Genomic DNA, 13,330 nt, shown 5'->3' on the forward strand with positions numbered 1-13,330 from the left:
ACCTCACAGGAAAGTCATAGAAATTAGAGACGATCGGCGTGATGCAATTGGACAAACTTGTCCCACAGCTGCTCGTTAGTTTCTACCCAAGCGGGATCGATAGAAATTGTATTATCAATAGGGCAGACCAACTGACAAGTTGGGGTTTCGTAATGACCGACGCATTCTGTACAGCGCATCGGGTCAATTTGATAAATTTCTGCACCCATGGAAATTGCCTCGTTAGGGCATTCCGGCTCGCACATGTCGCAATTAATACATTTACGAGTGATCAACAGGGCCATGGTTCCTCTTACCTTAGGTCGGGTGTTCTTAACAGCGGTGGATTATACCCCTCTGGTATCCTTAGACCAGTTTTTTCACCAGCGCCGCACTGTACTTAATATGCTCCTGAGCACTTTCAAGGTCTTGCTGGATCATCGCCATAAATAGCAAGTCAGTCAGCGCGTATTGGGCAGTGCTCGACGAAATGGCTGCGCTGCGAATGGCTGGCTCTTCCGAAATAGTATACAAACAATGGTCAGCCCGCTGCTGCAAGCTATTTGGGGTAAAACTGGTCAGCGCCAACACCTTAGCACCGCAGCGTTGTGCTTCTTCTGCTGCCAAATTAAGCTCACGACGCTCTCCGCTAAAGGAGATCGCCAGCAGTAAGTCTTGGCTATCCAAGGTCTGTACCGCCGCCAGTTGTGCATGCATATCCGTTTCAGACACCGCCATAACGCCTATTTTCAATAGTTTATGTGCAAAATCTTTCGCCACTAAGCCCGATGCCCCCAAACCGGTCAAAATAATCCTTCGCGCCGCCCGTAGCATCGCCAGTGCTTCTGCTAAGCGTTGTTCGCTATTGATATCCAAAGTCGCTCGTAGTGCGGCAACTTTTTCAGCCAATAACTTTTCGCCCACTGTTTTTAAACTGTCGGTACTCAAAATTTGGTTGTGGAGAGTGACCGCCTGCTCAGGAGTGGCCACAATCTCACTCAATGCTTGTTTCAGTGCCGGGAAGCCTTTATAACCTAATTTTTGGGCAAATTTGACCACCGCAGATTGGCTAACGCCAGTTTGTTGTGCCAGTTTTTGTGAGCTGAGGTGGCGTGCCAGTTCGGGGTTAGTCAGCAGGAAATCGGCTAACTTACGATCATTTTGTGCCAGCGTTGGATAGAGCTGACGAATGCGAAGAAGACTACTCATAAATCAGTTCCTGAATATGGGAGGTTATTCTGCCAAGTTGGTTAATAATACCCATAAAAAATAAAATCAAAGGCCAAGTGCTGGAGCATAACATCTTTTTTTTGTAAGAGTCCGGTGAATAGGTCAAGAAATCATCCATTTTTATCCAGATTCAATGACATTAAATCACTACGAATAGACAGCCCAATAAGGAAATTTAATTTACAGTTAGCTGTTGTGGTGCTGGTTGAATATTAAATTCTCTTTATAGATTAGTAATAAACGGGTTTAATCAATTGCAACTCAACAGCAAGGCTTATAGCATGCTTGGCATTTGTTACTCCTTGTTTTCTAACCGCTCTCCCCATATGGTGTTTTACTGTGGTGGGTTGTATTCCTAAAATAAGAGCTATTTCTTGATAGGATTTACCAACACTTGCCCAATAAATAATCTCATTTTCACGCTTTGAAAAAATTTCGTTTTTATTCATTTTATAAAAATAATTAGTGCTATTAACATCGTTATAAAGTGAGGTCAGTTCTTCATGAGTATTCATTAATAGCAACTGGATATTACCTTTTTCCTGATCGAACTCTTTTTCCACATCGACATCTTTGCCTATCATCAGAGAAAGAACGACTAAGTTTGAGTTTTGATCGTGTAGGACAAAGGTATATCCATTAATAAAATCATGCTGCTTAGCCAAATCAAATAATTTGGGTGACTTTAATATAATATTTTCATCCCAAGAAAAAGGTGTAACCCGATGTGCTGCAGTAAGAAGAACCGGATCTATAAACTGAAAGTTATTCTGTATATAAAAATCAACCCATTTATCTCTATTGGAAATAGCCGTAAAATCACAAGGATTTCTCTTGTTCATGATTGCATATGCATATTTGATATTATTGTATTTTTCGAGTTTTCGTTCAAGTTGTTTCTTTATGCTAGAATTAATTAATTTGTTTTTGAAAAATAATTTATTCAAGGTCCATCTCCTTAATAAAATATATTTTTATTAAGAGATAGTATACCAAGTGGATTTATCTGTAAATAACCTATTGCTTGATGATTTATAGTAATAAATATTAAAAAAATATTTGCCATAATAATGCTTTTTAATATGCATGTATTTCATATGGAAAGTGAGTTTATAATTTTTCTAATAATAAAGTATTTATATTAATTAAAAATAACGTTACATTTTAAAGTACAGTCCTAGATTGTACCTTAGTACCATTACTATCGTTTATCTATATGCGTATAATACTCACAATAGGTTGATGGAGATATTTGGCATCAAAATTTTGGTGGCGATTTTTTATTATTAACTGTCTGTTAAATTAACTTTTGTGTATGGGGGTTATATTGAAAGGGGGTTTTATGATCAAAAAAATATCAGATTGGCATCCTGCGGATATAATCGCAGCGATACATAAAAAAGGATCTTCTCTCTCCGCGATATCGCGAAGTTCGGGTTTAAGTTCAAGTACGCTTACCAATGCGCTAAAAAGACCTTGGCCTAAAGGCGAGTATATAATTGCAAGTTTCTTAGATGTTCATCCATCAGAAATATGGCCGACAAGATATTATGACCCACATTCAGGAAAGCGGATAAATAGGGAGGATAAAATAAGAAAGAAAATTAAAATTTTATTATGATAAGTCACTATAAGGCATATTTGTTAAATGATATGATTTTTATGTGTGCGGCTAACGCTATATTAATGAGGAAAAATCATGAATTTGGGCGCTTTGATTTCTGAAAGTCGCAATCCGGCCACGATGGATTTGGATAAACTCTCCACTTTGGAGATGCTAACCCGCATTAATGATGAAGACCGTAAAGTGCCGGAGGCGATTCGTTTGGTGCTACCCAACATTGCTCGCGCGGTAGATTTAGCGGCTAAAGCTTTACAGGCCGGAGGCCGGTTGATTTATCTGGGGGCCGGCACCAGCGGGCGGCTTGGCGTTTTAGATGCCTCGGAATGCCCGCCGACCTTCGGTGTACCTCATGGTAGGGTCATCGGCTTAATTGCTGGTGGCCCCGGCGCGCTACTCAAAGCGGTGGAGGGCGCTGAGGATGATATGTCACTCGGCGAGCGGGATTTGCAAAATTTACAGTTGACCTCGACGGATATGGTGGTCGGGCTAGCCGCCTCGGGCCGCACCCCCTATGTCATTGGCGCGCTGCGGTATGCCCGCCAGCTTGGGTGCCCTACTGCGGCCATTTCCTGTAACCCGGATTCTCCTATCGCGCAAGAAGCGCTAATCGCGATTTCGCCTGTCGTTGGGCCAGAGGCGCTGACCGGCTCGACCCGCATGAAATCGGGCACGGCACAAAAATTAGTGTTAAATATGTTATCGACTGGCGCGATGGTGAAGCTCGGCAAGGTCTATCAAAATCTGATGGTGGATGTAAAAGCGACCAATATAAAATTAATCGATCGCGCATGCCGCATTGTGGTTGAAGCTACCGGAGCCAGCCGTACAGAGGCGGAAAATGCATTGTCGCAAACTGAATTTGAAGTCAAACCGGCTATATTGATGATTCTAAAAGGAGTCAGTGCGGAGCAAGCTCATCAGGATTTACAGCGGCATAATGGATATTTACGCGCCGCATTGTAAGGCTGATTTGTATGGGGCGATGCCCCCCGTATTTATTGATTAGTTATTGATTAAGTTATTGATTAAATTTACGGGATTTAAATGATAAAGGTTTTGAACGCAGAGCAAACTGACACGACTGAACCGCCAGCGGAAAGTGTCAAGCGGGTTGTCTTCTTTGATTTAGACGGCACTTTGCATCAACAGGATATGTTTGGCAGCTTTTTGCGTTTTCTGCTGCGCCATTTGCCACTGAATATATTGTTGGTCATTCCATTGCTGCCAGTTATTGGATTGGGGCTATTGGTGGGCGGGCGTTGCGCTCGTTGGCCAATAAGTTTATTGCTGTGGGCCATCACTTTTGGCCGCCCTGAAGCCCATCTGAGAGATTTAGAACTGCGCTTTGTGAATGATTTTCGCCAAAAAGTGACTGAATTTCCGGTGGTGATGATGCGCTTGCGCCAATATCTCGAGAGCAGCGATGCTCAGGTGTGGCTGATTACCGGCTCACCGCAACGGCTGGTCGAGCAGGTTTATCACGATTCAGACTTTATTCAGCATTTACGGCTGGTGGGTAGCCGCATGGCACGGCGCAATGGCGGGTGGGTATTGCCACTGCGCTGTTTAGGGCCAGAAAAAGTGCTGCAATTAGAACAGCGCTTGGGGTCGCCACTGAAACTCCACAGCGGTTACAGTGACAGTAAGCAGGATAATCCGCTGCTGCATTTTTGTGAACACCGCTGGAGAGTCAGTAAAACCGGCGAATTACAACAGTTAGAATAAGCCACCGAGTGCCAAAGCCCACTGAAGTTATTCATCACGTTTCTCTAGTGAGTCACATCATTTTCATGGTGACCGACCCGCCAGATCCGCTCTGCATGCCGCCCCAGTAACCACAAACTGATGCCGAGCAACAGGAAGAAAATAGTTTTCGGCATAGCATCCCAGAAAAATTCAAAGAAACGGGTATACAAGTTGATAGCCAAAAATGTCAGGCCAAAGCCGCGTAGCATGGCATCATCGCGCTTTAACCCCAGCCAGATGGCTGCCGCGGCGGCGAGAGCAAATAATAAACTCCAATGGAGCAGTTCAATCTGGCGTATTTGATACCAATGGTCGATATCGCCGTAATTGCCAAAAATAGACAATAGCCACAGGGCAATAAATAGATAAAGCAGCCCCATAGCCTGCGAAACCCTGTCCAGCCGACGTGCCGCGAGTTGTGGTTGTAATGCCAATGCACTGGCGCACAGCAGTAAGCCGAAGGCGATAAAGCGGGTTGGGTAGCTCATTCCCAGCCAGTAAGCGCCCCAACCAGACATGTAGCCAGTTTCTGCACCAAAAGTATTACCCAGTGACAGCAAGGCAAATAGCCAGACGAGAGGGGCGCGGCCAAACCAGCCGACCGCCGCGTAAATCAGGGTGCCGAGCAACAATAATACCGAGATGCGGCCACTGCCATTATCTAGCCATTCGCCAAGTTGGCCGATAGCAGCGGCAGTAAAAATGACACCGAGGAACAACACGGCCTCATTGCTATAGATTTTGCTGGCGTCTTGTCGGCGGCGGTGAAATCCCCAGCCGTAAAAAGCCGCCGCTAAGATGGCGGTGACTGCTACCCGAACCGGAGGATCAAAGCGGAAAAATTGACTGATCCAGGCTAATAGGAAAGTATCAGCCATCAAGCTGCCAATCGCGATGACCAGTGAGGCCAGTGCAGCAAGGAAGGCATAACCCGCCAGCCTGCGCCAGTCGAAAGGTTGAACATCAATATTTGCCAACAAACGCTGATGTTCTTCTGCGGGAATAACACTTTCTTTGGCCCATCCATCAAGGGTTTTGCGCACAATTGCCGCATTTTTCTTGCTGAGTTTCATTGCTCTGGTTTCCCTCTACAGTTGCACATTATATGCATCAGAAACGATTCCTATTCTGACGGAACATTAACTGATCATTATATGTTGAGCTACTTTATAGTGAATTTAGTGGCGATAGTGATTGCTGTGTATAATGCACGCCGCAAAAGTGCCAGAGAGGTTAATGTGTCCATTGATAATAATTTTTCTTCTGAATGTGATTCGCCAACTGAATATAGTGATGGGTACTGGATGCAGCGGGCACTCGCATTGGCGTTGCGCGCGCAAGCAGAGGGCGAAGTCCCGGTGGGCGCGGTATTAGTGCTGGATAATCAGATAATTGGCGAGGGCTGGAACCGCTCTATTGGTGATAATGACCCCACCGCGCATGCTGAAATCATGGCGCTACGCCAGGGGGGGCAAGCAGTGCAGAATTATCGTCTGATAGATGCCACTTTATATGTCACTCTGGAACCCTGTGTGATGTGCGCTGGTGCTATGGTACACAGCCGCATTCGCCGGCTGGTCTATGGCGCTAATGATCTAAAAACCGGTGCGGCGGGATCATTGGTGGATATTTTACGTCACCCTGGAATGAACCATCAGATAGAGATAACGGCGGGAGTGTTGGCCGATGCTTGTTCCCACCAATTGAGCGCCTTTTTCCGCTTGCGGCGCGAACAACAAAAAGCCTTGAAACGCGCCGCAACTGATAAATAAGCCATACTCAAAGTCATTGGGGTTGCTGGTAGGCAGCAACTGAGAGACAAATCGGTCGGGAACCGATTTGAACAGCATTTATGCTAGCCCGCAGGGTGAGCCTCAAGGATGAGGCTCATTAATACCGATGAGCTTACTCAAGTAAGAACAGTATATTAGTTATTGATTGACCAGCCGGGGCCGACGACCGGATAGGCTTTACCCAGTTCGGCTTCAATCGCAGCATGTTGAGCGGCTTTTCTCTCTTTTTCCTGCAAATAACCCACCAAACTCACCTGATAGCGGCGGATGTTTTCAACGTAGTTATAGGCCTCGTGACCCCGGGCATAGCCATAGGTGGTGCTCGGGTAGTAGCTCTTCTGGCTCAACATCGGTAGGCGCATTTTTACGTCCACCCAACTGTCTGGATTACCATTTTGTTTTTTGGTCAGCTTGCGGGCATCAAGCATATGGCCATAACCCATATTATATGACGCCAGTGCGAACCAAATTCGCTCATCTTCTGGGATGGTCTCCGGCACTTTTCGCATCAGCCGTTGTAAGTAAATCGAACCGCCTTTGATACTCTCTTCAGGATCAACTCGGTCTTTCACGCCCAAGCCACTGGCGGTGGCCCGTGTGAGCATCATCAGGCCGCGCACCCCTGTGGGTGAGGTTGCTTGCGGATTCCAATGGGATTCTTGATAGGCGATCGCGGCCAGTAATTTCCAGTCAATTTCACCGGCATGCTTTTCAAATAAGGGCTGGAAAGAGGGCAGCACATTATCAATGGCGGAGAGGAATGTTTTGGTGTCGACATAATCAAAACTGCCGACATGGCCGAGATATTTTTCCTCCAGACGCGCCAAACTGCCGTCTTCTACCATCTCACTGTAGAAATCAAGCATCGCCGCATACAGGCTGTCATCATTACTTTGCTGGAAATACCAAGTCACCGGTTCTTCATCCGTGACGTCAAAAGCCACTGCTAATTGTGGGTGAATACGTTGCAGCAGAGCAATAGTGACAGAATCCCCAAGGGTATAGTCGAGCTTACCGTCAGCGACTTGCTCCAGTAATTCTTTACCGGAGCGATCAACCGATGACCCCCAGTTCAGATCTGGATATTTGGTCTTTTTAAGCTGTTTCAAGGTGGTCATATGGGCCGAGCCGGAGGCAATAATCAGCTGGCCTTTCAGGTCACTAAATGATTTAGGCCGCGGTGAACCCAAACGGTAGACTAATTGTTGCGACACGGAATAGTAGGCAGGGCCAGTACGCGCCCGATTAAGGCGTTCGCGGTTATAAATCAGCCCAGCAGCAATGAGGTCGGCATCGTCACTATCTAAAGCATCAAATAAGTCGTTGATATTATGATGGGGGGTCATCACCAGCTTAACCCCCAGATAATCAGCAAACCGTTGTGCCAGCTCATAGTCGAGGCCGGAAGATCCGTCCTTTCCGGTAGAGTAGATCAGTGGTGAACTTATTGTGCTAACTCGCAGTTCACCACGGGCTTTTATACGGTCCAGTTGCCCTTCTTGCCCATTGCGCCAAGGAATATTGGGCCACAACGCGAGAGCCAGAAGTAAGGCAACTAGCCCGATGACAAAGTAATTTAATTTTATGCGCGTCAAATAGTTATCTCTCGGCAGCGCTCTTTATATGTGTATTTTGAAGCATAATTCGACATGGTTAAATCCCCAGTGGAGCGGCATTTTGCGTAATAATTCGTCAGTGTGCAACTTTATTGCGAGCTTATTGATCAGGTATTCGATGTATATCTCTAACAAAACTTTCTGACGCAATTATGAATAATTGCTACGCAAACGGTTTCGTCGGCGGCTCAGATTCACTATAATAGCGCGCGTTTTCCCCTGTTTTGCGTCAATGCATGCTGCGCCCAATGAAGTGCTGTCCCAGTCGCTTCGAAGAGAGAGAAACTTTGATTATGGAAATACTGCGTGGTTCGCCCGCTTTGTCGGCTTTTCGAATTACCAAACTGCTGTCCCGCTGCCAGGATGCTCATCTGCCGGTAGATGATGTCTATGCCGAATATGTTCACTTTGCCGATGTTAGCGCCCCCTTGAGTGCTGACGAACACGCCAGACTCCAGCGGCTGCTTAAGTATGGGCCATCTCTCCCAGAACATGCGCCAGAAGGGCGTTTATTATTGGTGACGCCAAGACCGGGGACGATTTCTCCATGGTCTTCCAAAGCGACTGATATTGCACATAATTGTGCACTGCCACAGGTTTTGCGCCTGGAGCGCGGTCTGGCCTTCTATATACAAGGCTCGAATCTGAGTGAAAACCAATGGCAGCAATTGTCAGCATTGCTGCATGACCGCATGATGGAAACGGTCTTCACTGATTTACAGCAAGCCGAGCAACTGTTCTCTCACCATCAGCCCGCCCCGGTACAACGGGTGGATATCTTGACGCAGGGCCGTAGTGCACTGGATCAGGCCAATATTAAATTGGGCCTGGCACTGGCTCCGGATGAAATTGATTATCTGTTGGCCGCGTTTACTGGCCTTGGGCGCAACCCGACAGATATCGAGCTGTATATGTTTGCTCAGGCAAACTCTGAGCATTGCCGCCATAAGATTTTTAATGCGGACTGGAAAATTGATGGTGTTGAACAGCCTAAATCGCTGTTTAAGATGATCAAAAACACCTTTGAACACACCCCAGATTACGTGCTGTCGGCCTATAAAGACAATGCGGCGGTAATGGAAGGTTCTCAAGTCGGGCGCTTCTTTGCTGCGCCAGAAAATGGCGTTTATGGCTACCATCAGGAAGAGGCGCATATCCTGATGAAAGTTGAAACTCACAACCACCCGACGGCGATTTCACCGTGGCCGGGTGCCGCTACCGGCTCGGGCGGGGAAATCCGTGATGAGGGAGCCACCGGGCGCGGTGCTAAACCGAAAGCCGGTTTGGTGGGCTTCTCGGTGTCTAACTTGCGTATCCCCGGTTTTGAACAGCCATGGGAAGAGAATTTCGGTAAACCCGATCGCATTGTGACCGCGCTGGATATCATGACCGAAGGCCCATTGGGCGGCGCGGCGTTTAACAATGAATTTGGTCGCCCGGCGCTGCTGGGTTACTTCCGTACCTATGAAGAGCGCGTCAATAGCCATAACGGCACGGAACTACGTGGCTATCATAAGCCGATCATGCTGGCGGGTGGGATTGGCAATATTCGTGCTAATCATGTGCAGAAAGCGGAAATCACCGTGGGTGCCAAGCTGGTGGTGCTGGGTGGCCCCGCAATGAACATTGGTTTGGGCGGCGGTGCGGCTTCTTCCATGGCCTCCGGCCAATCTGATGCGGATCTGGATTTTGCTTCGGTACAGCGCGATAACCCAGAAATGGAACGCCGCTGTCAGGAAGTGATCGACCGCTGCTGGCAGTTGGGCGACCACAACCCCATCCTGTTTATTCATGACGTCGGTGCCGGTGGTTTGTCCAACGCGATGCCAGAACTGGTGAGTGACGGTGGCCGTGGTGGCCGTTTTGAACTGCGTGATATTCTTAACGACGAACCGGGCATGAGCCCGTTGGAAGTGTGGTGTAATGAATCTCAGGAGCGCTATGTCATGGCCATTGCTCCTGCGCAGATGGCACAGTTTGATGAAATTTGCCGCCGTGAACGTGCGCCATATGCCGTCATCGGCGAAGCGACTGAAGAAAAACATCTGACTTTGAATGATCGCCATTTCGATAATCAACCTATTGATATGCCGTTGGATGTGCTGCTAGGTAACACGCCGAAAATGCTGCGCGATGTCACCCGCCTACAGGCTCAGGGTGAGGCTCTGCAACGGGCTGAAATCAGCATTGCTGATGCGGTAAAACGTGTGATGCACTTACCGGCGGTAGCAGAGAAAACCTTCCTGATCACCATTGGCGACCGCACTGTGACCGGCATGGTCACCCGTGATCAGATGGTCGGCCCGTGGCAGATTCCGGTGGCAGATTGTGCAGTAACCAGCGCCAGCCTGGACAGTTACTATGGCGAGGCGATGTCACTGGGCGAACGTGCGCCAGTGGCTTTACTGGATTTTGCCGCTTCAGCCCGCTTAGCGGTTGGCGAAGCATTGACCAATATCGCCGCGACCCAAATTGGCGAACTCAAGCGCATTAAACTGTCAGCCAACTGGATGTCCGCCGCCGGTCACCCCGGTGAAGATGCCGGTTTGTATGAAGCAGTGCGCGCCGTGGGTGAAGAGTTATGCCCGGCGCTGGAAATTACCATCCCGGTGGGCAAAGACTCTATGTCGATGAAAACCCGTTGGCAGGAAGGGGATGAACAGCGCGAAATGACTTCGCCGCTATCATTGGTGATTACTGCTTTTGCCCGTATTGAAGATGTCCGTCACACCGTTACTCCGCAGTTGCGTACTGACAAAGGTGACAATGCGCTGCTGCTGATTGATTTGGGTGCGGGCCATAATGCACTGGGGGCCACGGCGTTGACTCAGGTTTATCGTCAGTTAGGGGATAAACCGGCAGATGTACGTGATGTGCAACAACTGGCGGGCTTCTTCAACGCGATGCAGCGTTTGGTCGCCGATCAAGCATTGTTGGCTTATCACGACCGCTCTGATGGCGGTCTGTTAGTGACATTGGCTGAAATGGCCTTTGCCGGTCATTGTGGTGTGCAAGTTGATATTCAATCCTTGGGTGACGATGCGCTGGCCGCCTTGTTTAACGAGGAGTTGGGAGCGGTGATTCAGGTGCGTGCCGAGCAGCGAGCCGCAGTGGAGAAAGTGCTGGCAGACCATGGCCTGACAAACTGTGTCCATTATCTGGGCGGTGCTGTTGAAGGAGATATTTTTGACATCCACCGCGGTACTGACCTGGTATACAGCGAAAAACGTAGCACCCTGCGCTTGTGGTGGGCTGAAACCACTTGGCAGATGCAGCGCTTGCGCGATAATCCAGATTGCGCCGATCAAGAGCATCAAGCTAAACAGGATGAGCGCGACCCTGGCCTGAATGTGAAACTGACCTTTGATCCCGCTGAAGATATCGCCGCACCTTATATTATCAAACAGGCGCGACCAAAAGTTGCGGTGCTGCGTGAGCAGGGAGTTAACTCTCACGTTGAGATGGCCGCTGCTTTCCACCGTGCCGGTTTTGATGCTGTTGACGTGCATATGAGTGACTTGCTGGCGGGGCGCACTGATTTGCAATCTTTCCAGACTTTAGTCGCTTGTGGCGGTTTCTCTTACGGCGATGTATTGGGCGCAGGCGAAGGTTGGGCGAAGTCCATTCTGTTCAATGACCGCGTGCGTGATGAGTTCGAGGCTTTCTTCCACCGCCCAGAAACACTGGCGTTGGGCGTTTGTAACGGTTGCCAGATGATGTCTAATCTACGCGAGCTGATTCCGGGTGCTGAGCACTGGCCACGATTTGTTCGCAATCTGTCTGATCGCTTTGAAGCGCGTTTCAGTCTGGTTGAAGTAGCAAACAGCCCATCACTGTTTATGCAGGATATGGCCGGTTCCCGCATGCCAATTGCGGTTTCACACGGTGAAGGTCGGGTTGAAGTGCGCGATGCGGCGCATCTGGCGATATTGGAACAAAGCAACTTGGTGGCATTACGCTTTGTGAACAACCAAGGCGCGGTCACTGAACAGTATCCGGCTAACCCGAATGGTTCAGCGAATGGTATTACGGCGGTAACCAGTGTCAGCGGGCGGGCCACCGTCATGATGCCGCACCCGGAGCGCGTTTTCCGCACTGTCAGCAATTCATGGCATCCGGAAGAATGGGGCGAAGATAGCCCATGGATGCGTATGTTCCGTAATGCTCGTAAGCAATTGGGCTAAATGGACTTAATAGAAGAGGGCATCAGGTTGATGCCCTTTTTTACTTTTATACAATGCAATTTTCTATCTTATTGCCCTAATCTAATATCAAATGTTTGTTGCGATGATTTTTTGTCATTATTATAAACCTCTACAACTAATTCGTAATCTCCACTATTAACCTCATTCGTTAAAAGGGTAACGTCTTTTGATGAATGGTTAATATATCCGGAAGCCTCTCCATATAACGTATTGTTTTTTCTGACATAAGCGAAGTAATTGATATATTCATCTGTGCTTATATTGAATTTAACTTTTGCTCTCCCTTCCACCAATGCATATCTATCTTTTATATCCTCGACTTGAAAGGTGGGGGGGGGGCAGTATTGTCAGACATCATGAAACTACTCGCTGGTTTAATTAATTTTGTAGTTACATTCATAACCTCAAGTGGTGGCTTGATGGCGCTAGCATTCAAGCAAATTATTATGAAGCCCATTGCGCTAGTGAATATGGTAGGGATAATTCTCATGTGAGTACCTCTCTAATGACTGGGTAATAGAGAAACTCTGCGGTAAAAACGATAAGCCACTTTTATCGGCATAAGCTGTTACCGGTGTTTGCGTGTTCTGACTTTTGGCGATTTTTAACATTGACCAGAGCCAGATAATTAGCGTGACCTATTTTTTATGGTGATTAAATATCATAATTTATAATGCGATAGTAATTTTGGCTGTTAGGTAATGAGTTGATAATGTTTTTTGCTTTGAAGCTTAGAGGGTGCAGTAAGAAAGCGGTTTTTAATTTGTTGATTATTAATGCTTTTATTTGTTTTGTCGGGAAGTTGCGACACTGGCGGGTTAGTGTGTCTCAAATGGGAGACATTTAATTGTTTGATTTGTATGGGTTTATTTTTTTTAGTCATTGAGTGTCGGGGATTAGCGACAAAACAAAGATTTATCCCCCTATTTGGTGAGTGATATTGATTTTCTCATTTAATGGTTAAATTAAATATTAATTAAAATCAATGTGTTATGTTTGTTTGTGTGAAGTTGGCACGATACCTGCAATATCTTTATTAGTTGCTCATTCACCTCTTTATGATAGTCCCGCCGTCAAGCGGAATATGCACTTCATAAGCCACCGAATGATGCCAAAGACTGGTGCCTATCGTCCACT

The 13,330-nt window shown here is 47.4% G+C and carries 11 protein-coding genes; 5 read left to right on the forward strand and 6 right to left on the reverse strand.

Going from position 1 to position 13,330, the window contains the following annotated elements:
- Positions 1-23: 23 nt before the first annotated feature.
- The 3 genes from DXZ79_RS05235 to DXZ79_RS05245 all read right to left on the reverse strand — a co-directional run bounded on the left by DXZ79_RS05235 (position 24) and on the right by DXZ79_RS05245 (position 2,156).
- On the reverse strand, positions 24-284 hold the full coding sequence (locus DXZ79_RS05235) for a YfhL family 4Fe-4S dicluster ferredoxin (RefSeq protein ID WP_025379234.1): 261 nt from the start codon (positions 282-284) through the stop codon (positions 24-26).
- A gap of 61 nt (positions 285-345) precedes the next feature.
- Entirely contained in the window at positions 346-1,188 is an 843-nt protein-coding gene (locus tag DXZ79_RS05240; protein ID WP_038635528.1) for a MurR/RpiR family transcriptional regulator, read from the reverse strand.
- A 251-nt stretch (positions 1,189-1,439) separates the two neighbouring features.
- On the reverse strand, positions 1,440-2,156 hold the full coding sequence (locus DXZ79_RS05245) for a helix-turn-helix transcriptional regulator (RefSeq protein WP_120011138.1): 717 nt from the start codon (positions 2,154-2,156) through the stop codon (positions 1,440-1,442).
- 395 nt (positions 2,157-2,551) lie between these two features.
- Between DXZ79_RS05245 and DXZ79_RS05250 the strand changes: the two genes are divergently transcribed.
- From DXZ79_RS05250 to yfhb, 3 genes are all read left to right on the forward strand, one after another.
- Entirely contained in the window at positions 2,552-2,830 is a 279-nt protein-coding gene (locus DXZ79_RS05250; RefSeq protein WP_038635523.1) for a helix-turn-helix domain-containing protein, read from the forward strand.
- Between the two features lie 78 nt (positions 2,831-2,908).
- Complete coding sequence (murQ, locus tag DXZ79_RS05255) at positions 2,909-3,796, forward strand: N-acetylmuramic acid 6-phosphate etherase (RefSeq protein WP_038635521.1); 888 nt, start codon at positions 2,909-2,911, stop codon at positions 3,794-3,796.
- Between the two features lie 81 nt (positions 3,797-3,877).
- Positions 3,878-4,558, forward strand: a complete 681-nt coding sequence (yfhb, locus tag DXZ79_RS05260) for a phosphatidylglycerophosphatase C (RefSeq protein ID WP_038635519.1) — start codon at positions 3,878-3,880, stop codon at positions 4,556-4,558.
- A 44-nt stretch (positions 4,559-4,602) separates the two neighbouring features.
- Here the strand turns inward: yfhb and DXZ79_RS05265 are convergent, their stop codons facing one another.
- Positions 4,603-5,652 carry a hypothetical protein gene (locus DXZ79_RS05265; protein ID WP_038635517.1) on the reverse strand — a complete coding sequence of 350 codons (1,050 nt, stop codon included), beginning with the start codon at positions 5,650-5,652 and terminating at the stop codon, positions 4,603-4,605.
- A 126-nt stretch (positions 5,653-5,778) separates the two neighbouring features.
- Here DXZ79_RS05265 and tadA point away from each other — a divergent pair, with 126 nt between their 5' ends.
- Entirely contained in the window at positions 5,779-6,351 is a 573-nt protein-coding gene (gene tadA / locus DXZ79_RS05270; protein WP_038639729.1) for a tRNA adenosine(34) deaminase TadA, read from the forward strand.
- Positions 6,352-6,506: 155 nt separating this feature from the next.
- Here tadA and mltF read toward each other — a convergent pair whose 3' ends face one another.
- Positions 6,507-7,967, reverse strand: coding sequence for a membrane-bound lytic murein transglycosylase MltF (gene mltF, locus DXZ79_RS05275; RefSeq protein WP_038635514.1), 1,461 nt, complete (start codon positions 7,965-7,967; stop codon positions 6,507-6,509).
- 314 nt (positions 7,968-8,281) lie between these two features.
- Between mltF and purL the strand changes: the two genes are divergently transcribed.
- Positions 8,282-12,172: a phosphoribosylformylglycinamidine synthase gene (purL, locus tag DXZ79_RS05280; protein WP_050291497.1), complete on the forward strand. Its 3,891-nt coding sequence runs from the start codon at positions 8,282-8,284 to the stop codon at positions 12,170-12,172.
- A gap of 68 nt (positions 12,173-12,240) precedes the next feature.
- Here the strand turns inward: purL and DXZ79_RS20790 are convergent, their stop codons facing one another.
- Entirely contained in the window at positions 12,241-12,483 is a 243-nt protein-coding gene (locus tag DXZ79_RS20790; protein ID WP_144404285.1) for a hypothetical protein, read from the reverse strand.
- Positions 12,484-13,330: the final 847 nt, after the last annotated feature.

This window comes from Yersinia rochesterensis (assembly GCF_003600645.1).
Classification (GTDB): Bacteria; Pseudomonadota; Gammaproteobacteria; order Enterobacterales; family Enterobacteriaceae; genus Yersinia; species Yersinia rochesterensis.

Excerpts from the sequence above, each read along its gene's own strand:
- DXZ79_RS05235 (WP_025379234.1), bottom strand. The coding sequence starts at position 284 with ATGGCCCTGTTGATCACTCGTAAATGTATTAATTGCGACATGTGCGAG.
- DXZ79_RS05240 (WP_038635528.1), bottom strand. The coding sequence starts at position 1,188 with ATGAGTAGTCTTCTTCGCATTCGTCAGCTCTATCCAACGCTGGCACAA.
- DXZ79_RS05250 (WP_038635523.1), top strand. The coding sequence starts at position 2,552 with ATGATCAAAAAAATATCAGATTGGCATCCTGCGGATATAATCGCAGCG.
- murQ (WP_038635521.1), top strand. The coding sequence starts at position 2,909 with ATGAATTTGGGCGCTTTGATTTCTGAAAGTCGCAATCCGGCCACGATG.
- yfhb (WP_038635519.1), top strand. The coding sequence starts at position 3,878 with ATGATAAAGGTTTTGAACGCAGAGCAAACTGACACGACTGAACCGCCA.
- DXZ79_RS05265 (WP_038635517.1), bottom strand. The coding sequence starts at position 5,652 with ATGAAACTCAGCAAGAAAAATGCGGCAATTGTGCGCAAAACCCTTGAT.
- purL (WP_050291497.1), top strand. The coding sequence starts at position 8,282 with ATGGAAATACTGCGTGGTTCGCCCGCTTTGTCGGCTTTTCGAATTACC.